Origin of the sequence: Pseudanabaena sp. lw0831, assembly GCF_016584665.1 — a bacterium.
GTDB lineage: Bacteria > Cyanobacteriota > Cyanobacteriia > Pseudanabaenales > Pseudanabaenaceae > Pseudanabaena.
This window is the reverse complement of the sequence record NZ_BBJB01000029.1, coordinates 31400-49938: the sequence shown is the minus strand read 5'-3', so window position 1 is coordinate 49938 and position 18539 is coordinate 31400. Positions and strand designations below refer to the sequence as shown.

Here is an 18539-nt window from a genome sequence, read left to right as displayed (position 1 = left end):
TTTTTTTATAGCTCATAGTCTAAATCCTCCAAAATACTTATCAAGTCTTGCTTGCCCGACATGATACGGAAAACATCAATTCCATCTTGTCTTGGATACTGAACCACTATGCACTGGAAGTGCATAGGTTCGACTAGGACTGAAAGTCCTAAATTTGTAGCTTCAGCCAAACTCTATTAGTTTTCCTATTTTAGTAATGTGACTATGATGATAATGCAGGTTTTACTCACGCTAAAGTTCTGCAAAGAAATCATAGTAACTGCTTTAAAGGTTTCAGCTAAAGCCTTGCACTGAAAGTGCATAGTTTTTACTAGCGCTTTGGGACAATAAAACACGACATAATCATCAACGATAAACCCGCGAAGATTAGAGATAAAAGATTGATAATACTCTTCCCTATTTGGGATGAAATGGCTATATTTTTTACCCATATTAGGGAATTCAGCATATAACTTGCATTTTTTGCGGATGTTATCAAATAACCTACTAGCTACATCAACATTTTCTTGACCATAAAATTCACAGATTTCATTAATATCTCGAACTGCTGCTTCTGAGAAAGAGAAAGTTTTCATACTTACTTCTGTCTCATCGCTTCTAATCTTTCTTCTAGTTGTTGAAACACAACTTCCCCATCAACCACTCTTCCTTGCCGAACATCTTCCATCCCTTCAAGGATTTTTTGACGAACCTCTATTATTTTTTGTTGTTTTTTTTCATACTCTCTTTTTTTAATCTCATGCTCTTCCAAAAGTTGAAATGCCAGAGCAAAGAGTTCTTCCGTACTCCCATAAACGCCTTGATTGATTTTTTCTAAAACAAATATTTCTTGTTCTGGTCTTAAGGCAATCTGCATTGTCGGTTACTCCCAAGAAGATCTTTGTACAAAATGTCGTCAGTGTCTTACAAATATATTAACACCCTTACCAATTTTAAAGCATTGCTTTAATCTGCATACCTTGTAATACTCTAGTAATACATTATGTCTAGATAGCCACCGAGTCGCGCAATTTGCAAAATTTGCAACAAATTATCAAGGTGCAGTTAGAGGTGCAAGTTATGTCTTTATTCTGGAGCTTCTTTATTGCGATCGCACCCGCGATCGCCATTCTTTGTTACTTCTATGAATGCGATCGCCAAATTGGTGAACCCTATCAAGACAAGTTCAAAGCGCTTCTGATGGGAATGGCTTGCATCATTCCTGCGGGATTTATTGAAGGAGTTGGCGCTTATATTTTATCTGGGAATAAAGTCGCTAACTACTTCCAACAGATGAATACCTCAATAGATACTCCTTCGTTCTCTTTGCCAGATGCTTTATTAGGAGGATTCATCCTATCAGCACTCATCGAAGAAGCCTTAAAGCTATTGATTTTGCTTTCAGCATTCAAGAAAAGCGAATCCTTTAAGACTAAAACCAACATCGTGATGCTAACGGTCTGCATTGGCTTAGGATTTGCTTGCATTGAGAACATTATGTATGTGTTCATGCTACATAGCAAAATGGGGCATTACATAGCTCAAGCCAGAGCCTTTGTGAGTTTACCGATGCACGCGATCGCAGGTGTAATCATGGGCAGCATTCTCGCAGAAGCAAAGAATTCATCTCAACATCGCCCATGGATTGCTCTTAAAGCATTATTTGCCGCGATTCTTCTACATGGTACTTTTAACTCTTTGCTATTTCTCCATACTTGGCTCAGTTCTCTAGCAGCGTTTATTGGTTTGTTCGGCAGTGTCTTTTTTACAGTGCGATATTTCCAAAAACTTGATATAGTTCCAAAAACAGATGAGAATCTATCAAGCAAGCAAATTACTAATAAAAATATTCGTAAATGGTGGGCTTGGCATTGGTATTCTCCAGTTTTGTGGTCAGTAGGAGTTGCCACTGCGATCGCGGCTAGTTATTGGATACCTCAGAGCATGAGTAAGTTAGCTGGACGTTCTGTTAATAGTGGGGTGGAATCTAGCGCCGTTGCTAGCAATGATGATGGCGACATCTCTCAAGTCAAAGCCAAATATGACCGCAGAGACTATGTAGGCGTGATTCGCGACTGCGATCGCATACTAAGAAAAAATCCACGAAATTCTGTAGCATATAACTATAAAGGGATTGCATACTTCTATCTTCGCAATCTTGACTTAGCGATCGACAGCTATAGCCAAGCGATCGAAATTAATTCGGAATATGCTTTGGCTTATTCTAATCGTGCTGAAGCTTACCTTTATCAAGGGAATTACACCTTAGCCTTAGCAGATTATAATTTAGCAATTCAAGCTAAGGGTGATTTAGGTAGCAAAGGGAAAAGTCGCCTTGCGGATATCTATGCCGATCGAGGTGATGCGTTAGGTCGGTTAGGTCGATTTTCAGAAGCTCTTGCTTCAGCCGATCGCGCACTTGAGATCAATCCACGGCATGTATTCGCTTGGTATATCCGTAGCTTAGCGCATAGCTATACTAAGCAAAATCAAGAAGCTTTAAAAGCGATCGACAAGGCGATCGAGATTGCCAACTATGCCTATATCTGGCATCAACGCGGTGATATATTATACGACCTAAAACGTTATCCAGAAGCGATCGTTGCTTACGAAAAGGCTGTACAAATCGATCCTCAATATGCCCGTGCTATGTATAGTCAAGGCTTAGTTTTAGAAGAACTAGGGCGCGATCGCGAAGCTCTACAATCATATAATCGCGCTCTAGTTCTCTATCCTGATTGGGAAGAAGTCAAACAATCCAAACAGAAAATCATGCGTAAATTAGATAAGAAAGGAGTTCGCTAACATGGAAGACCAAGCAAAAGATCCAAAAAAAGTATCCAGTCTTAAAGAGCAAGCTCAAAAAGGAAACCCAGAAGCTATATCCATCTTGATGAATCGCTCCTTCCAACGTCGGGGAGTAAATGCTTCAGTTAGACTCCACGAAGATTGTCTTCAGATTTTACTGGAATCAGTGAAAGTACCAAATCAAGCAGTATATGTGTCCATGGTTCTGACAGGGCTCCAAAATTTAGCGATCGCCAATATCAATGTGCTAGAAATTTATGGCAAGCAAACAAGCTCTGAAATTCCTAGATGGAGCCATAAAATAGATTTAACGATAGACACGCAAGAAATTGTACCTGAGATCCTTCCAGCAGATCAACAAAACTTGATTACTGAAACAAAAGATTCTCAAGAGGTTCTGAGTACAGATTCAAAACCACTAATCAAGGAATCTGCGAATAAATCTGACTGGAATAAAAAATCTAATTTACGAATCCGATTAATCACACAATTAAGTGGTCGCTTAAATCTTAGAGCTGCAATCTATGGATTTTTGCTAGATATAATTAGTTCAGAAGCTACAGTTTTTTTCTTTACCTCGATCGCCACTGTATTGCTTACCATTCAAGGGAAAAGCCCATATCAGATGCAATCAGAATTCTCAAGCAATCTATTTTTGATTATTTATCTCTGTATTGGACTAACATTTTCTTGTGCAGGAGGTTTTTTCTCGGCTCACTGGGCAAAACAAAATGAAATCTTTAATGCGGCTCTAACTGGCACTATATCTACTAGTCTAGGGATCTTAATGCATTATACAAACCCGTCATCCACGCCTTCTTGGTTCTTTACAACTGCACTCTATCTGACAATTCCTGTCGCGATCGCTGGCGGCTATCTCAGGAAAATCTCATTCAAGAAGCAAACGCTGAGAGCATAAAGGTTCTCAAAATTATTTAGAGTTCTCAAATCAATTTAGCGACTTCCCTTGGGACGAGGCAGACGCGGGTTGCTTTGATGAATAATCGAAATATTAACAGGATAACCTAAAGAAACCTGAGACAGATCGTTACGCTCATGGTTCTTGATCGCGATCGCGTCCAAAGAATTACTAAAAACTGATGCGATCGCGATAATAACGATAATGCCATTGCTTAAAAATAGTCTCATACCTTTTCCTCAACTGATATTTAATAGATTGCCAAAAAAATTGAGTTCAAAAGGCTCATTTATCGACTCAGTTTTTGACTCATTTATTCACCTGTCATCGGTCACCGCACAATCTACGCGACTCGTTACAAAACTTAAAAAACTTGTGCGGAGAAACACACTTTAAAAGTGTGTTTCTCCTACTGCTCATGGCTTTGCAGTTATTTCATAATGAACCTGTGAACGAAATCGAAGTACGAAACATTAACTTAATTCTTAATCTACTTCTGAACGTTCCATCGTTGTTTTGAAATAGTTAAAGGTGATATTTATGTTAGTACGTTGGCAACCTTTCCAAGAAATGGAAGAAGTTCGTCGTCAATTTGATCGCTTATTCCGTGAGTTTGCACCACTAGATCAGGAAACTGCAAAAGGCGGATGGATTCCTGCTAGTGAGCTTCGTGATGATGGCGACTATTTAACTCTGAGACTCACACTTCCTGAAATCGAAGCTAAGGATCTTGATATTCAAGTGACCAAGGATTCGATCTCAGTTGCTGGTGAACGCCATGTTGAACGTAAGGAAGAATCTGAAAAAGGATACTACTGGAGCGAAATGAGCTATGGTAAATTCCACCGTGTATTTGCTTTACCTGTAGCGATCGAACATGAACAAGTGAAAGCTGAATATACCAATGGTATCCTCACATTGACCTTGCCCAAAGCTAATGAAGTCAAAGCTTTTAAAGTCAACGTCACTGGCGAGCTACCTGCTGCTTCCTAATTAACCTCATTTTTGGAATAATTTCAAATTAGAACTGAAAAAAAAGCCAGCAAAAGTGCATCATCATAATGATAATGCCTTTGCTGGCTTTTTCTTTAAATCTAATTTACAAAAAAAGATTCCTATAATTTCTTTTGCTGCCAAAAAATTTATTGTTTAAGATACAAACAGTATATTAGTATTTCTTAATATTTGTTAATAGACATAATTGAAAAATATTGCTATATAAAATAAGTAAGATAAAGCTTAGCAATATCAAAAACATGAAAAATAAATTATGGATTCTTACTTTAGTAGTGTTTCTTGTTAGCGGATGTTCTTCTATTGCTAAGGGCGTTGGTAGTGTTACAGATGATGCAGCAAGGATTGTAACTAAAGTAGATCCACCTCCCCTACCTAAAGTTTTGCCAAACACAAACTCGGCATCAGTATCGATATCAAATTTTATCAAGCAGGCTGGTAAATCTAAAGGTTCATCGTATATTGGACAACAAGTTAGTAATCGAAAACCAATTTCAACGCAAAGTTTAGCCAATGTTATTTTTTCTGAAACTGTTTCAGAACTTAGAAAAATTGGGAAAAAATTTATAGAACGTGAAGTGCGGCAGCTAGCATATGCAGAAGCTGTTGAATTGATTAATGAGTATAATTCACAAAACAATAATAAGGCTGAGGTTACAAGGTAATGGCTTCTACTTCTACAGCAGAAAAGCAGAAAAAAATCAAAAATATTGTTAAAGGCTTAGCCGAAATGAAAAAGCTTCAACAAGAAGCCGTGAAGAAGAAAAAAGCAAGACAATATATTAAGACTGCGGGAAGAGTAATCAGAGCTGGCTTGTGGATAGCTCCTTTTGTTGTGGGGTTAATTAGTCCACTTGTTGAACCTGCTGAAGCAGAAGAAGTAGATGAAACAGATGAATTAGATATTAGCGACGAACTTGACTACATGGATCTATACGATCCTGAGTTAATAGACTCAGTCAACGAGATTTTTGAGCAGTTTGATGGTCTTGACGATCTATTTTCTGACGAAATAATTGATTCAATTGTCAATGATATTGACCCAAATGACCTTGACATGAATGATGTAGTAGCGGCAGAGTCAATTGTTATTGAGATGTGTATACAAATTCGATATTCATGTTAAAAGGTAACTGTAAAGATAAAGTAGTAGGCACTGGACTGTTAATTAATGGATGCGATCTGGAATGACCATTTTACAAGGTAAAAAAGACGCAAATACGTCGATCACGACTTAAATGTCCATTGCCAAGTAGTATCTCAATCTCAGGACACAAATGATTTAATTGAGAAAATTATTTGTGTATTTGCACTGCTTTCTTTCTGCTTATTTAACAGTAAAAGAATCACTAAACCGCTAGAATATTACATCTAAGAAGTATAGTACAAAACACCTTCTATACTTCTTAGGTAATTTATTGAGGTTTTACAAGTTTTGATTACAGCTATACCATCAAGCTTTGTCGCCTCTGATTTCCCAGCCATTTGCGGAAATGAAGACGTAATTCAACGCGCTGTGCAAGATGATGCACCAGTATTTCTACCTTATAATAATCTTCGCCTTGAAGAGATTACCTCAGCCTTTGCCTGTGCATTGCATATGCATCAGCCGACCATTCCCGCAGGAGCAAATGGAGCGCTAATTTGTAACCTTCAAAACATGTTTGAACATCAGGGCGAAGGCGATAATCACAATGCTTCTGTGTTTGCATGGTGCTACAGCCGTATGGGAGATTTCATCCCCCAATTAGTCGCACAGGGCAGCAATCCTCGGATTATGCTGGACTATTCAGGAAATCTGCTCTGGGGCTTGCAGCAAATGCAGCGCCATGACATTTTGGATAATCTCAGGTGCATTACCTGCGATCGCCAATATCAGCCCTATGTAGAATGGCTCGGTACGATGTGGAGTCATGCGGTGATTCCATCCACGCCAATTCCCGATGTGAAGCTCCATATTCAATCATGGCAAAGTCATTTTGCTTCTATTTTTGGCATTGATGCTCTAAAGCGTGTTAAAGGTTTCTCACCACCTGAGATGCATCTTCCTAATCATCCTGACACTCTCTATGAATACATCAAAGCCCTCAAGGAATGTGGCTATCGTTGGCTTATGGTTCAAGAGCATTCAGTGGAATGTCTTGATGGTTCAGGACTGACTCAAGATCAGAAATATTTGCCAAATCGTCTCGTCGCCATGAATTCTCAAGGCGAATCAATAAGTATTACTGCTCTGATTAAGACCCAAGGCTCAGATACTAAGTTGGTTGCCCAAATGCAGCCTTACCATGAAGCGAAAGGTCGTAGCAGAAAAATGCTTGGCAATGTTTTGATTCCTTCTCTCGTTTCGCAAATTGCTGATGGCGAGAATGGCGGCGTAATGATGAATGAATTCCCTCGTGATTATCCATTGGTCTGGGATCAACTTAAAAATAATGGTCGTGGTAGTTCAGGTGTTATGGGACTAAATGGAACTGAATATCTCGAAATGATCGAAGCGGCTGGTGTTAGTCCGCTTGATTACCCTGTAGTTCAGTCAGTACAACAGCATAAGGTCTGGAGCAAGGTTGATCAAATTGGCGATCGCAATACTGCAACAGTTGAACAAGCAATTACCGAGCTAAAAGCAAGTGACCATCAATTCCATATGGACGGTGCATCATGGACAAATAGTATGAGTTGGGTGCATGGCTACGAAAATGTATTGGAGCCAATGAATAAACTTAGTGCCAAGTTCCATAAAAAATACGATCCACTAGTAGCGCAAGATCCCTCAATTACTATGCGATCGGATTACCAGCAAGCTCTGCTCTACAATCTCTTAGTCCAAACTAGTTGCTTCCGCTATTGGGGGCAAGGAACATGGACAGACTATGCTCGTGAACTCTATCGACGTGGTGAAGCTTTGTAATCAAAAACAAAAAAGGGCGCTTAGCGCCCTTTTTTGTTTTATTTATTCTTGAGCCTGACGATTGATTTGGGCGATCGCTAATTTTGCTAATACTCGCAATACTTCATGTTCATCATTCAATAATGGTTGCAAAGATTTAATGTAGTACTAGAGTCACAAAAATCAGCAATTCTCATTAAAATATTGAGTGGGCTGCTTTGCAACCCACTCAATATTTTTTGTTTTTTATTCTTGGTAAATACATCAGCATAATTAATAAACCACTCCCAAAATCTGTACCGCTAGAGCAACGGGCGGTACAGATTTTGGGATTTTATATTTCATTTTGCCTAACTATTTATTAATGCGATTAATAGCTTGAAACATCTGACTATCGGAAACTATTTGCTGTCGCTGGTTTAACTTGAATTTTTCAACGCGATCGCCCATAGTTTTCTCGGTCGCAATGCCCTCTTCCTCTGAAACTTGCCAGTTAAAAAGTCGATCTAACCCTTCTAAAGGGGCAAATGAGACGGCTCTATCTGTAAATCGCAACAACTGCATACTGCCACCACCAACGGCAGGGGCATTGCTCTGTTGCATTTCCAGTAGCATCTGATGCGCTGGAGATAAGGCATTGGGGGAACCATTGCCAATTGTCACTTGGGCTGTCAGAGAGTCTGTGTTTAAGGAAAATACAGTGCTCGCGATCGCCAATAATCCTAAAATTTTGAATGAAGCCATTAACTGCCCCTGAAATTTAACATGGTGAACTGCAACATGTAATATTTCCTTGCCCCTATTAAACCTAACATTTTTATCGTTTCGATCTAGCCAAATGTCAGAAAGTTAACATATATGGCTATAGCCGCCAAAGCCCAAAAGAGAATTGCGACGCAATTCTCTTTTTTTAGACTTCAAAAGATGAGAGTTGTTGCTAAGCACTACCTCTCATCTTTTGGGTTTTGAGATGCCATATGCAGCATGATGACGACTCTAAAGTTGGGTTTGGTTGCTATAGTATCGATATACTTCGATTATTTGATAGTTTGTTAAGCAATCGGGTTAAGCAATCGACAAGTAGATTTTAGTAACGACACCATGCTAGAGACGGTAACTGAAGCAGATCAACCAAAGGATTTGTCTAATACACAAGCCATTGAGGACGTAAATGAGGCTGCGATCGCTGTTGTCGATCCTCCAATTGTTAATGAAGATATAGAAGTAATTGAAGATGTCGAGATGTCTTTATTTGATCACCTTGAAGAGTTGCGATCGCGGATTTTCTATGCCTTAATTGCCATTTTTGTTGGGATAGTTGGATGCTTTGCGTTTGTTAACAAAATTGTGGCTTTATTGGAAATTCCTGCCCAAGGTGTAAAATTTTTGCAACTTGCGCCTGGCGAATACTTCTTTGTATCGATCAAAGTTGCTGGCTATAGTGGCTTATTGGTGGCAAGCCCTGCCATCCTGTATCAAATTGTGCGATTTATTCTGCCAGGTCTAACACGCAAAGAAAAACGTGCGATCGCGCCAATTGTGTTTGGCTCTAGTATTTTATTTGTCCTCGGCATTGTCTTTGCTTACGAGTTACTGATCCCTGCTGCCCTAAATTTCTTTATTAGCTATGGCGGCGATGTGGTTGAGCAGTTTTGGTCAATCGATCGCTATTTTGAATTTGTACTACTGCTATTATTTAGCACTGGCTTAGCATTTCAAATCCCTGTGATTCAAGCCTTATTAGCAATGACAGGTATTGTCAATTCCACCCGAATGCTTGCGGGTTGGCGCTACGTGGTACTTGGCGCAGTTATCCTTGGCGCAGTTTTAACTCCATCCACCGACCCAATGACCCAAAGTCTGCTCGCTGGTGCAGTTGCCATTTTGTACTTTGGTGGCATTTTCTTAGTCAAGGCTATGGGTAAATAAACAATAACCTGTGCTTCCTGAGCATCAGGCAGCACAAGTTTTGGGATTTTATAAAAAAATGGAAAATCAAAATATTTTGATCTACGACACAACCCTTCGCGATGGCACACAGCGCGAAAGGTTGTCGCTGTCAGTGGAAGATAAGGTGCGCATAGCAGTTCGACTCGATCAGATGGGAGTTGCCTTTATTGAAGGTGGTTGGGCAGGTGCAAATCCTAAGGATGGTGAATTTTTTCGACGAATGCAAGAATATCGCCTTAGTAGTGCCGAGCTAGTAGTCTTCTGTTCGACTAGACGTGCAGGAATCAAAGCCAAGGACGATCCCATGCTTGTGCCAATTATCGCTGCGGAGACTAAATGGATCACTATTTTTGGTAAATCATGGGATCTCCATGTCATCGAAGGATTACGGACAACGTTGGTCGAAAATCTTGCCATGATCAGCGACACGATCGCTTATCTAAAAAGTTGCGATCGCCGTCTGATCTATGATGCTGAGCATTGGTTTGATGGCTACAAAAATAATCCTGAATATGCCCTGCAAACCTTAAAAGTAGCTCTTGATGCTGGAGCCGAATGGTTTGTCCTTTGCGACACCAATGGCGGTACTATGCCAGATGAAGTTGCCAAAATTACGGAAGTCGTGAATGATTCGTTGCGTCAATGGGGAAGTAACCCGCAAATTGGCATTCATACCCATAATGATGCTGGCTTGGCTGTCGCTAATGCGATCGCTGCTGTCCAGCATGGCGCAACTATGGTACAAGGCACGATTAATGGCTATGGTGAACGCTGCGGCAATGCTAATCTCTGCACGGTGATTCCTAATCTGCAACTAAAAATGGGCTATGACTGTCTCGCTGCCGAGAAGCTGTCCCAGCTCACCGAAGTCTCTCGCCAAGTCAGCGAAATTGTTAATCTTGCTCCCGATGACCATGCGCCCTTTGTGGGGGCTTCTGCCTTTGCCCATAAGGGTGGCATCCATGTCAGCGCCGTACAGCGCAATCCCCTGACCTACGAGCATATTTCACCCGAAAGCATCGGCAACAATCGGCGCATCGTTATCTCTGAACAGGCCGGAATCAGCAATGTGATCTCCAAAGTCGAAACCTTCGGCATTTGTCTACGCAAAGAAGATCCCGCCTGTCGGCAAATCTTGCAGATGACTAAAGAGCTAGAGCAACTCGGCTATCAGTTTGAGTCTGCGGAAGCAAGTTTTGATCTATTAGTTCGCGAAGCATTAGGCGATCGCCCTAAATTTTTTACAATTAGCAGTTTTCATGTTTATTGCACTACGGACTCGACCCACAGCAATGGATTGGTTAATTCTCAAGCTACGGTTAAGGTGATGGTCAAAGATGAAGAGCATCTTACTGCCGCTGAAGGTAATGGGCCAGTGGCTGCTCTTGATATCGCGCTTCGTAAAGCTCTGATTAGCTTCTATCCTGAAATCGCTAATTTCTATCTCACCGATTATAAAGTACGAATTCTCAATAGTGATTCTGGAACTAAAGCAACTACTAGAGTATTAATCGAATTCAGTAATGGCAAGAGGCGTTGGTCAACGGCTGGTGTATCGAAAAATATTATCGATGCTTCTTGTAAAGCTCTTGCCGAAGGTTTAGAGTATGGACTTCTATCTACTGTGCGATGTACAAAATCTTAAATCTTGTGCCTCTCTCATGGAGAGAAGCTTCTGAGCCAGTTCTCCTATGTGCTCAAACAAGTAAAAAAGTTAGAGCGTAAAGTGCTCTAACTTTTGTCTATTTCAAGTTAATTGCAGGGGTTTTACAAACATCAATCGGATCTAGCTCGGCAAATTTTCCGTCATCATACTCAGCTCTAATATCGAAAATGCATCCAGCATCATCACCTTTATAATCTGAACGTTTCCACTCAAAATCAGCTTTTTCGCGATCTTTAAGCGGGGCATCAAGCTCATTATCGCCCCAATCTTCTTTTTTGGGTGCAGACATGTAGATGGATTTCAAGACTTTTCCACTGTTGTTCACAACTGCAATCCTTACTGTATCAGAAGGCTTTTCGATTTTAGGGGATGCGGATGCAGTAGGTTCAGAAGGTTTAGCGGTTGCAGTTGCTGATGGAGTTGGTGAAGCAGAAGGTTTTGAGGCAACAGTAGGTGTTGCAGTAGGAGTTGCAGATACGGTCGCGCTAGAAGTAGTTGAAGTTGGGGTGCTGGATGTACAAGAAACACCAGCACCCGAAAGACTAACTGCGATCGCTAGATTACACAAAAAATATTTTTTCATAAAAATTTCCTTAAATGTCTGACTTAGATGATAAATCGGAATTATAGATTAAAGCTGACTTTTTGCAATTAGCTATTTATAGTACTTACGTATTCATAGAGATTCGGCGCGAAGCGCCGAATCTCTATGAATCGGTTTTGTGGTCATGGCTATAAAATTCATAAAACTGAAACCAAAAGCGCTGTAGGATGTTAATTTGTACAGCTCTATAGACTGTATTAATTAAATCTAAATTCAGAATACCAAAGCAAATCAATGGCTTCTCAATTGCGTGTATATGTTCCTCCCCATCCTGTTATTCGTCACTGGCTCACGATCGCACGGGAGAAGCATACACCAGTTCCCCTATTCCGAACCGCGATGAGCGAAATGGGTAAATGGCTTACCTATGAGGCAGTCCGAGAATTTCTACCTGTGCAAGAAGTAAATGTGGAAACTCCATTGGGAACTGCGACAGGTCAGTTGATCGATGGTTCTATTCCCTTGGCTTTTGTGCCGATTTTGAGAGCAGGTTTGTCAATGCTTGAAGGTTGCCAAAATCTATTACCAACAGCAAATGTTTATCATCTTGGCTTAGTACGTAATGAAGAAACCCTTGAAGCTAGTTGTTATCTCAATCGGTTGCCAGAAAGATTTGAACCGCAAACACACATTTTCATTGTCGAGCCAATGATGGCAACAGGTGGCTCGATTATTACAACCCTAAAAATGCTGACAGAGCGAGGAGCAGATGCTTCCTTAATACGGATTATTAATGCCCTATGTGCTCCGCCAGCCCTACAACTAATCAATCAACAATTTCCATCGGTACAGATCTATTCAGGTTGTATCGATGAAGTTGTGAACGAGAAAGGATGGATTGTTCCTGGGTTAGGTGATGCAGGCGATCGCTCGTTTGGAACCTAAACAAAGAACCTCGCTATGCGAGGTTCTTTGTTTAAACCGTAGCTGGAACTTTGATGTTCTCTTCCCATTTACGGGGTGGACTAGCACGACGAATATTTCGCCAGATTTGAGTTGCGGCAACAGTACCATCGGCAACTGCGATCGAAACTTGATTCAAGCCCTTCTTTAAATCGCCAAGGGCAAAAATGCGATCGTGGCTAGTTTTCGCCATCTCATTTGTGACCAAGTTCTGCCCATCCCATTCTAGACCTTCAATACCTTTAAGGTAATGATTGTGATAAACGGAACCCATGCCTACTAAACCAGTTGTTGCCTCGACAACCCTGCCATCGGCAAGTTCCACACCACTAAGCTGATGATTTTCACCTAAGAACTTAGCGATTGGAGCTTCATACAATGGATAACCGTGTTCAGCAAGTTTCTGTTTCATTGTGTCGCTAACTGTACATAAGCCATGTGTCAGAACCGAAATATAGGGCGTAAACCAGTTCAGAACAAAAGCAGCACCGATCTGAGATTCTGTATTCGCAATCAAAACTGCTTTCTGATCCCACATGTCATAACCATCGCAAATCATGCAGACATGTAGCGTATAACCAGCATAGTCATAGACATTTTGCATGTTTTCAAGCTGCGGCAAATTGTCCATGATGCCAGAAGCGGCAATCACATACTTACTGTGAAATACGGGATAAATACTATTTTGCTTACCAACTTTCACTTTTACGGCAAAAGTTTCACCTTCTTCGATTACTTCTTCGACATAACCACGCAGATGATCGGCTCCCCAATCTAAAGATGTTTTGGTTCCATGATTTAAAATATCGCGCCCAGGAGTATGAGGATCAAGACCGACGTAGTTACGCAAATCTTGCATCCATAGCGATCGCCCTTTCCCTTTTTCGATCACTAGACACTTCAATCCATAACGAGCTAGATAGATCGCTGCCGATAGACCACCCATACCACCACCAACGATGACCGCATCGTAGAGAGTATCAATGCGTTCATTAAGATTTTTGCTAGAGAGTTTCATGGCAGTGCAAATTTACAAGACGATATTTTTAAAAGCGATATGATTAACGTAATCTGTAGTCAGGATTGTATTCAACTAATTCAATCTCATTGCCAACTGGATCGCTGACGTAAATGCGATGCTTGGTTTCTGGAGCAGCAAGAGTGTAATAGTCAATCTTATTTTCTTCCAGTCGGACTTTGATCGCTTCACCGTTGTTAATCACAAATCCGACATGGTTCACACCGATATTTTCATAGATTGCATGAACCCTTTTTAAATTTGGTGTGTGGTTTAAACAAACATAAAACTGGTCGTCACCCAAATGAACCCAAGGTCTTTGATCATTCCGATCCTCGGCTCTGACGTGCCATTCAGGGAACACAATTTGATAAAAAGCCTGACTAGCTTCAATATCATGACAGGCTAAGTTGACATGTTCCAAGCGATTTAGTGTAGCCATTTCTTTCTCTACAACAAGGTATTGCTGTGGACAGATGTGGGTGCGGGCAAAGCTCGCACCCACATCTGTCTAAGATTCAATAAATTTCGTTAGGCTTGCGTAAGTCTTAGGTGTAAATAACTTTTTAAAAGACTTGCTTTGCAAGCCTTTTAAAAAGTTATTTATCTTTTAGCATGGCGCTTTAACCAACAAAGGCAAGGCGAGGAGCAGATACACCTGTAGCCTCAGAACCCTTGAGATAAGCCAACATTGTGTCAGCATCAGAAACTTCAAAAGGATCGCTACCAGCATTATCAGCGAAGCCAGGTTCTACGAAAATCTTTTCGATCTTAGAGTCATTGACTAACATCGAGTAGCGCCAAGAGCGAAGACCGAAGCCAATATTTGATTTGTCAACGAGCATTCCCATCTTGCGAGTAAATTCACCTGCGCCATCAGGAAGCAAGAATACATTTTTAGCGCCGACTTCCTTGCCCCATTTAAACATCACGAAAGCATCGTTAACAGAAATACAGATCACTGCATCAACGCCTTGAGCTTGAAATTCTGCATAAAGCTCTTCGTAACGAGGTAAGTGATTGGATGAGCAGGTAGGAGTAAATGCACCAGGTAGAGAGAAAACTACTACTTTTTTGCCAGCAAAAAGATCTTGAGTAGTTTTGTCTTCCCAACGATATGGGTTAGGGCCTTCAACAGATTCATCACGTACACGAGTTTTAAAAACAACGTTTGGTACGGTTTCAATAACTGCCATATTTTTCTCTGGATTTAGTGCTTATCTGAACAAACCTAAGAATAATTCTGATTTAAAAATTAGTCAATACCCATAACTACTTAGTTATTTTAAGAAGTTCAATAAATTTGTGATTCCTAGATAGAGGTGATATAGTTAGAACTCAAGTGATTAAACAGGCTAGTTACTTAGAGAATTTTTTAAAAGATGATCGCTAAATTTTAAAACTGCAAATCTAGTCTGTAAGGACTTGATCAGGAACTGCGGCGAGAATCAGGAGGATGTTTATATGCAAAAGCAATCAGCTCGGGTTGTGCAAATCTTGAAATCTAAGGGGTTGCGTGTCACGCCACAACGTTTTGCCGTATACGCAAATTTACTTGAGCGTCTAGATCATCCAACTGCTGACCAGATCTTAAACGATTTAAATCAAGATGCACCCACCTCATCTCAAGCAACGGTTTATCTTTCGCTTCAGACTTTGTGTGATGCAGGACTAGTGCGAGAAGTTTTATTGGAACAGGGGGTATGTCGTTATGATGCCAATGTAGAGCCACATCATCATTTTCGATGCAGATGTTGCGGCAAGATTGAGGATATTGAGTGGGATGCTTTTGAAGGTTTAAGTTTTCGGAAACTTCGTGCATGTTTAAAAGTTGATAGCTACGAGGTAACTGTTAATGGTGTCTGCGATCGCTGTCAACCTTAAAAATATTTGGTGCAATGCACCAAATATTTTTAATCTTCATCTGGTGTCAAATCTCCCATAAAGCCCTCGGAACGCATTTCATCAGGGGTAACTAGCCGATCTTGTTTAGATATATCATCTTCACTGTCATCTAAGTCCTCAGAAGGTAGATTACTGGATCGTAAGTTCTCTGGATATAAATCTGAAGGCGATCGCTTTTGACGGCGAGGACGACCTAGGGACTTTAAGCCAGCTTTTAAGCCAGCAAACGCGCTTTTGGTAGCGATGGTCGCATTAGATGCGCCTTGGCGTACACCCTTGATTCCATCATTGACTTGCTTAACAGCCTCACCAGCACTTTTTGCGCCTTGATTTAGTTCATCGCTTAATTCACTTAGCTCTAGCCCCGTCATCCGAATTGCTTCCAGTGTCGCTGGTAACTCCCGCGTTAAGGTGTCAGCTAGGCGGATGATACTATTAGCAGCTTTTGCCAATTCCTGAAAAGCAGGGATTGCCGTTAGCAAAAGAATCGTCAGACAAACGACCACCAATAAAAATGACAAACCTAGCAGAAAGATCGCTTCTGACATAATTTCCTATAGGTGTTTACTCTTTCAAGACTGTTTTAAGGGCTTATTCTTCATCTTCAATAGCTTGATCACCTTCACTGAGCGCACTACTTGGCGAACCACCCATTGATAGCGCTAATTCCTCCTGTAGCTTGCGGCTAGCTTCTTGTCCTGTAGCGATCGCCTCTTGTAGACGGACTAGCGCCTCATCGATAGTCCGTTGCGCTTGCTCAGTAAAGCGATCTGCTTGGTACTGCACATTAGAACCTAACTCTTCGGCTAGCTGCGGTAGATCTTGAGCCGATCGCTTTAAAACTTGACGAGTTTCTTTGCCTGATCTCGGCGCAAATAATACACCAGCTGCTGCACCGATCGCAGTACCTACGATCAATCCACCGAAAAATTTACCTGCGCCGTTTGACATTATGCTTGCTCCCTGACGACTTGCTCGCTGACGACCCTTTGTTTTTGCCGTTTGGTTTATTATTTAGAGAGTTTGACGCACCCTTCGATGCACCTTTCCGCGACTGTTGCCACCGACTCCCTAAAAAGGATACACCACGCACAAGTACAGACAATAATTTGCGGATTTTTTCTAACTGACTTTGCAATATTTGGTATTGCTTTCGCGCCGTGCCAACTCCGCCAAGAGCAACTTCAAGGCTAGGAGTAGATCCCTGTAAGCCATTTTCGCAAGCTTCAGTCCAGCCATCTACAGTTTTGACTGTTGATTGGAGTGCACTCCGTAGTATCCAGACCTGCCATGAAGCCCATAGCAATCCTACGCTAAGTATTAACTGTATGGCGATCGCGATCCAAATCATTGTTTTTTAACAAGAACTCATAGAATTTTTAAGATTTGTAATGATAAGAGAAAAGTAGCATATGCTTCATTTCATTAATATTCTTAAGTACCATAGCATAGCTAAAAAATAGAGTAAAAAACTGTACCGCCCGCTGCGTAGGCGGTACAGTTTTTTTTGGGTTAATATTTACTTGTAGTGAGTATAGCAACCACCAACATAGTTTAATGCCAGAAAATTAATGTCAAAAGAAATCGTGACAGAATATGTCAGCAAAAGCCATGAATCCAAAAAAGGAACTCAAAATTTATTAAACTCGTCTCACAATATATAAATAAGTTATATTGGCAATTGATTGAGATGCACACAACAAAGTTGTCTAATAGTTCAGTGACACTTCTACACCCACACCCCTATCTGATCGTTCATGCAGATGAGGGGCAACAAATGATTCCGCTTATAAACGCAGATTTCTGGACAATTGGTCGGGGCTATGACAATTCAATTGTGTTGACAGACAAATGGGTTTCACGCTACCACGCCACATTGCAAATCGTTGGAGCGTCTAAAAACGACGGCTTTGAGTCTTCCATGAAAGGAGATGCAAAGAGTCGCAACAATAACAATGAGTCTGGCAGCTTCTACCTAGTCGATTTTGGTAGCCGCAATGGGTCTTTTATGCGAGGACAGAGGATTACTTTCCCCATTTTGTTGAAAAGTGGCGATCGCATGACCATTGGCAAAACTGATATAGATTTCTTCTCTCCACATAAACGCGAACCACATCGCCCTACTACTGAGCATATGCGTCTATTTCAGCAGCCTACGGCTCCTGTTTCTCGCACTACGCTTACCCCTTCTGAAGAGCGAGTTTTCTGGCAAGTTGTCCAAGGCTTTACCAATAAAGAAATTGGCAAACGGTTGCAGATCAGTCCGAGGACTGTCCAAACTCACCTCAGTAGTATTATGACTAAGCTGAATCTGGAAAATCGCTCACAGATTGTACGTTATGCCTTTGAGCAAAGTTATCGCCCTACCACCAGTGATAGCGTAGATAACACAGATGGTAGTAATAATTAAAAGCAAAAAAGAGAGTCGCGGCTCAACTCTCTTTTTTTGCTTTTAATTTAGAGGCGATACTTTTAGCTGATTGGGGTAAATTGCTGTAAACATTAAGAAAGCCAATGCAGGTTACCTTCTTAATATTTTTTTGGGCTTAAAATATATAAATCAGCGTCACTTTATCCAAACATTTCAAAATATGCTCGATCTCAAAGTAATTCTACCGATCTTAACCATTTTGTTTACCGTTAGCTGCTTATTTTTCGGCACTCGTAATGGTTTCTACGACACCGATAAATATCATGGTAATGGCTCAGCCCATTGAGAAATAAGGCGACACTTTGCGTTACCTTATTTCTTAAAAAAGAAGATTGGAGGCGCGAAGCACAGCCAATCTTCTTTTTATGTTTTAATCCTCAAAATGGCGTTGCCATTTTGAGGATTAATGTAAGAAGCATTGGTGTAATTTTTCAGCAATTCTCATTATAAAA

25 protein-coding genes are annotated in these 18539 nt (G+C 40.8%); 13 read left to right on the top strand and 12 right to left on the bottom strand.

Annotated elements, in window-relative coordinates:
- Nucleotides 1-5 precede the first annotated feature (5 nt).
- The 3 genes from APA_RS05900 to APA_RS05890 are packed head-to-tail and all read right to left on the bottom strand — an operon-like array spanning nucleotide 6 to nucleotide 856.
- Nucleotides 6-170 (bottom strand): hypothetical protein, encoded by a 165-nt coding sequence (locus APA_RS05900; RefSeq protein WP_201321383.1) that lies wholly within the window; start codon nucleotides 168-170, stop codon nucleotides 6-8.
- Between the two features lie 15 nt (nucleotides 171-185).
- A complete protein-coding gene (locus APA_RS05895; protein WP_201321382.1) occupies nucleotides 186-575 on the bottom strand; it encodes a type II toxin-antitoxin system RelE/ParE family toxin in 390 nt (129 codons plus the stop codon).
- Nucleotides 576-577: 2 nt separating this feature from the next.
- Nucleotides 578-856, bottom strand: a complete 279-nt coding sequence (locus tag APA_RS05890) for a hypothetical protein (RefSeq protein WP_201321381.1) — start codon at nucleotides 854-856, stop codon at nucleotides 578-580.
- 203 nt (nucleotides 857-1059) lie between these two features.
- Between APA_RS05890 and APA_RS05885 the strand changes: the two genes are divergently transcribed.
- Together APA_RS05885 and APA_RS05880 are read left to right on the top strand one after the other, a co-directional pair.
- The gene (locus APA_RS05885) at nucleotides 1060-2784 is read left to right on the top strand and encodes a tetratricopeptide repeat protein (protein ID WP_201321380.1); all 1725 of its coding nucleotides are present in this window, start codon (nucleotides 1060-1062) and stop codon (nucleotides 2782-2784) included.
- Nucleotide 2785: 1 nt separating this feature from the next.
- A complete protein-coding gene (locus APA_RS05880; RefSeq protein ID WP_201321379.1) occupies nucleotides 2786-3706 on the top strand; it encodes a hypothetical protein in 921 nt (306 codons plus the stop codon).
- A 35-nt stretch (nucleotides 3707-3741) separates the two neighbouring features.
- On the opposite strand, the gene APA_RS05875 is transcribed toward APA_RS05880, so the two are convergent.
- Nucleotides 3742-3936, bottom strand: coding sequence for a hypothetical protein (locus tag APA_RS05875; protein WP_201321378.1), 195 nt, complete (start codon nucleotides 3934-3936; stop codon nucleotides 3742-3744).
- Nucleotides 3937-4246: 310 nt separating this feature from the next.
- On the opposite strand from APA_RS05875, the gene APA_RS05870 reads away from it, so the two are divergent.
- The 4 genes from APA_RS05870 (at nucleotide 4247) to APA_RS05855 (ending at nucleotide 7631) form a co-directional block, all read left to right on the top strand.
- Entirely contained in the window at nucleotides 4247-4699 is a 453-nt protein-coding gene (locus tag APA_RS05870; protein WP_201321377.1) for an Hsp20/alpha crystallin family protein, read from the top strand.
- Nucleotides 4700-4962: 263 nt separating this feature from the next.
- Nucleotides 4963-5385 carry a hypothetical protein gene (locus APA_RS05865; protein ID WP_201321376.1) on the top strand — a complete coding sequence of 141 codons (423 nt, stop codon included), beginning with the start codon at nucleotides 4963-4965 and terminating at the stop codon, nucleotides 5383-5385.
- Nucleotides 5385-5846, top strand: coding sequence for a hypothetical protein (locus APA_RS05860; protein WP_201321375.1), 462 nt, complete (start codon nucleotides 5385-5387; stop codon nucleotides 5844-5846). Before APA_RS05865 ends, APA_RS05860 begins: the two co-directional genes overlap by 1 nt.
- Before the next feature lie 309 nt (nucleotides 5847-6155).
- Nucleotides 6156-7631: a glycosyl hydrolase family 57 gene (locus APA_RS05855; protein ID WP_201321374.1), complete on the top strand. Its 1476-nt coding sequence runs from the start codon at nucleotides 6156-6158 to the stop codon at nucleotides 7629-7631.
- Nucleotides 7632-7964: 333 nt separating this feature from the next.
- On the opposite strand, the gene APA_RS05850 is transcribed toward APA_RS05855, so the two are convergent.
- A complete protein-coding gene (locus APA_RS05850; RefSeq protein WP_201321373.1) occupies nucleotides 7965-8354 on the bottom strand; it encodes a hypothetical protein in 390 nt (129 codons plus the stop codon).
- Between the two features lie 357 nt (nucleotides 8355-8711).
- On the opposite strand from APA_RS05850, the gene tatC reads away from it, so the two are divergent.
- Nucleotides 8712-9539, top strand: coding sequence for a twin-arginine translocase subunit TatC (tatC, locus tag APA_RS05845; protein WP_201321372.1), 828 nt, complete (start codon nucleotides 8712-8714; stop codon nucleotides 9537-9539).
- 58 nt (nucleotides 9540-9597) lie between these two features.
- On the top strand, nucleotides 9598-11205 hold the full coding sequence (gene cimA / locus APA_RS05840) for a citramalate synthase (protein WP_201321371.1): 1608 nt from the start codon (nucleotides 9598-9600) through the stop codon (nucleotides 11203-11205).
- 97 nt (nucleotides 11206-11302) lie between these two features.
- Here the strand turns inward: cimA and APA_RS05835 are convergent, their stop codons facing one another.
- Nucleotides 11303-11515, bottom strand: a complete 213-nt coding sequence (locus APA_RS05835) for a hypothetical protein (RefSeq protein ID WP_201321370.1) — start codon at nucleotides 11513-11515, stop codon at nucleotides 11303-11305.
- Between the two features lie 4 nt (nucleotides 11516-11519).
- On the opposite strand from APA_RS05835, the gene APA_RS05830 reads away from it, so the two are divergent.
- On the top strand, nucleotides 11520-11831 hold the full coding sequence (locus tag APA_RS05830; RefSeq protein ID WP_201321369.1) for a hypothetical protein: 312 nt from the start codon (nucleotides 11520-11522) through the stop codon (nucleotides 11829-11831).
- Nucleotides 11832-12064: 233 nt separating this feature from the next.
- Nucleotides 12065-12715 (top strand): uracil phosphoribosyltransferase, encoded by a 651-nt coding sequence (upp, locus tag APA_RS05825; protein WP_201321368.1) that lies wholly within the window; start codon nucleotides 12065-12067, stop codon nucleotides 12713-12715.
- Nucleotides 12716-12746: 31 nt separating this feature from the next.
- Here the strand turns inward: upp and APA_RS05820 are convergent, their stop codons facing one another.
- The 3 genes from APA_RS05820 to APA_RS05810 form a co-directional block, all read right to left on the bottom strand.
- A complete protein-coding gene (locus APA_RS05820) occupies nucleotides 12747-13751 on the bottom strand; it encodes an NAD(P)/FAD-dependent oxidoreductase (protein WP_201321367.1) in 1005 nt (334 codons plus the stop codon).
- A 43-nt stretch (nucleotides 13752-13794) separates the two neighbouring features.
- A complete protein-coding gene (locus tag APA_RS05815) occupies nucleotides 13795-14193 on the bottom strand; it encodes a VOC family protein (protein ID WP_201321366.1) in 399 nt (132 codons plus the stop codon).
- 181 nt (nucleotides 14194-14374) lie between these two features.
- Entirely contained in the window at nucleotides 14375-14947 is a 573-nt protein-coding gene (locus APA_RS05810) for a peroxiredoxin (RefSeq protein ID WP_201321365.1), read from the bottom strand.
- A 268-nt stretch (nucleotides 14948-15215) separates the two neighbouring features.
- On the opposite strand from APA_RS05810, the gene APA_RS05805 reads away from it, so the two are divergent.
- On the top strand, nucleotides 15216-15635 hold the full coding sequence (locus APA_RS05805; protein ID WP_201321364.1) for a Fur family transcriptional regulator: 420 nt from the start codon (nucleotides 15216-15218) through the stop codon (nucleotides 15633-15635).
- Nucleotides 15636-15664: 29 nt separating this feature from the next.
- Here APA_RS05805 and APA_RS05800 read toward each other — a convergent pair whose 3' ends face one another.
- The 3 genes from APA_RS05800 to APA_RS05790 are packed head-to-tail and all read right to left on the bottom strand — an operon-like array spanning nucleotide 15665 to nucleotide 17007.
- Nucleotides 15665-16204 carry a DUF948 domain-containing protein gene (locus tag APA_RS05800; RefSeq protein ID WP_201321363.1) on the bottom strand — a complete coding sequence of 180 codons (540 nt, stop codon included), beginning with the start codon at nucleotides 16202-16204 and terminating at the stop codon, nucleotides 15665-15667.
- A gap of 43 nt (nucleotides 16205-16247) precedes the next feature.
- Nucleotides 16248-16607 (bottom strand): YtxH domain-containing protein, encoded by a 360-nt coding sequence (locus APA_RS05795; protein WP_201321362.1) that lies wholly within the window; start codon nucleotides 16605-16607, stop codon nucleotides 16248-16250.
- Nucleotides 16588-17007, bottom strand: coding sequence for a hypothetical protein (locus APA_RS05790; RefSeq protein WP_201321361.1), 420 nt, complete (start codon nucleotides 17005-17007; stop codon nucleotides 16588-16590). Before APA_RS05790 ends, APA_RS05795 begins: the two co-directional genes overlap by 20 nt.
- 339 nt (nucleotides 17008-17346) lie before the next feature.
- Between APA_RS05790 and APA_RS05785 the strand changes: the two genes are divergently transcribed.
- Entirely contained in the window at nucleotides 17347-18066 is a 720-nt protein-coding gene (locus APA_RS05785) for a LuxR C-terminal-related transcriptional regulator (protein WP_201321360.1), read from the top strand.
- Between the two features lie 181 nt (nucleotides 18067-18247).
- A complete protein-coding gene (locus APA_RS25430; RefSeq protein ID WP_094532164.1) occupies nucleotides 18248-18373 on the top strand; it encodes a hypothetical protein in 126 nt (41 codons plus the stop codon).
- Nucleotides 18374-18539: the final 166 nt, after the last annotated feature.

Coding starts and splice junctions, on each gene's coding strand:
- APA_RS25430 (WP_094532164.1), top strand. CDS start 18,248: ATGCTCGATCTCAAAGTAATTCTACCGATCTTAACCATTTTGTTTACC.
- APA_RS05850 (WP_201321373.1), bottom strand. CDS start 8,354: ATGGCTTCATTCAAAATTTTAGGATTATTGGCGATCGCGAGCACTGTA.
- APA_RS05895 (WP_201321382.1), bottom strand. CDS start 575: ATGAAAACTTTCTCTTTCTCAGAAGCAGCAGTTCGAGATATTAATGAA.
- tatC (WP_201321372.1), top strand. CDS start 8,712: ATGCTAGAGACGGTAACTGAAGCAGATCAACCAAAGGATTTGTCTAAT.
- APA_RS05885 (WP_201321380.1), top strand. CDS start 1,060: ATGTCTTTATTCTGGAGCTTCTTTATTGCGATCGCACCCGCGATCGCC.
- APA_RS05830 (WP_201321369.1), top strand. CDS start 11,520: ATGGATTTCAAGACTTTTCCACTGTTGTTCACAACTGCAATCCTTACT.
- APA_RS05890 (WP_201321381.1), bottom strand. CDS start 856: ATGCAGATTGCCTTAAGACCAGAACAAGAAATATTTGTTTTAGAAAAA.
- APA_RS05860 (WP_201321375.1), top strand. CDS start 5,385: ATGGCTTCTACTTCTACAGCAGAAAAGCAGAAAAAAATCAAAAATATT.
- APA_RS05790 (WP_201321361.1), bottom strand. CDS start 17,007: ATGATTTGGATCGCGATCGCCATACAGTTAATACTTAGCGTAGGATTG.
- APA_RS05795 (WP_201321362.1), bottom strand. CDS start 16,607: ATGTCAAACGGCGCAGGTAAATTTTTCGGTGGATTGATCGTAGGTACT.
- APA_RS05815 (WP_201321366.1), bottom strand. CDS start 14,193: ATGGCTACACTAAATCGCTTGGAACATGTCAACTTAGCCTGTCATGAT.
- APA_RS05875 (WP_201321378.1), bottom strand. CDS start 3,936: ATGAGACTATTTTTAAGCAATGGCATTATCGTTATTATCGCGATCGCA.
- APA_RS05835 (WP_201321370.1), bottom strand. CDS start 11,515: ATGTCTGCACCCAAAAAAGAAGATTGGGGCGATAATGAGCTTGATGCC.
- APA_RS05800 (WP_201321363.1), bottom strand. CDS start 16,204: ATGTCAGAAGCGATCTTTCTGCTAGGTTTGTCATTTTTATTGGTGGTC.
- APA_RS05820 (WP_201321367.1), bottom strand. CDS start 13,751: ATGAAACTCTCTAGCAAAAATCTTAATGAACGCATTGATACTCTCTAC.
- APA_RS05810 (WP_201321365.1), bottom strand. CDS start 14,947: ATGGCAGTTATTGAAACCGTACCAAACGTTGTTTTTAAAACTCGTGTA.
- upp (WP_201321368.1), top strand. CDS start 12,065: ATGGCTTCTCAATTGCGTGTATATGTTCCTCCCCATCCTGTTATTCGT.
- APA_RS05805 (WP_201321364.1), top strand. CDS start 15,216: ATGCAAAAGCAATCAGCTCGGGTTGTGCAAATCTTGAAATCTAAGGGG.
- cimA (WP_201321371.1), top strand. CDS start 9,598: ATGGAAAATCAAAATATTTTGATCTACGACACAACCCTTCGCGATGGC.
- APA_RS05870 (WP_201321377.1), top strand. CDS start 4,247: ATGTTAGTACGTTGGCAACCTTTCCAAGAAATGGAAGAAGTTCGTCGT.
- APA_RS05865 (WP_201321376.1), top strand. CDS start 4,963: ATGAAAAATAAATTATGGATTCTTACTTTAGTAGTGTTTCTTGTTAGC.
- APA_RS05785 (WP_201321360.1), top strand. CDS start 17,347: ATGCACACAACAAAGTTGTCTAATAGTTCAGTGACACTTCTACACCCA.
- APA_RS05880 (WP_201321379.1), top strand. CDS start 2,786: ATGGAAGACCAAGCAAAAGATCCAAAAAAAGTATCCAGTCTTAAAGAG.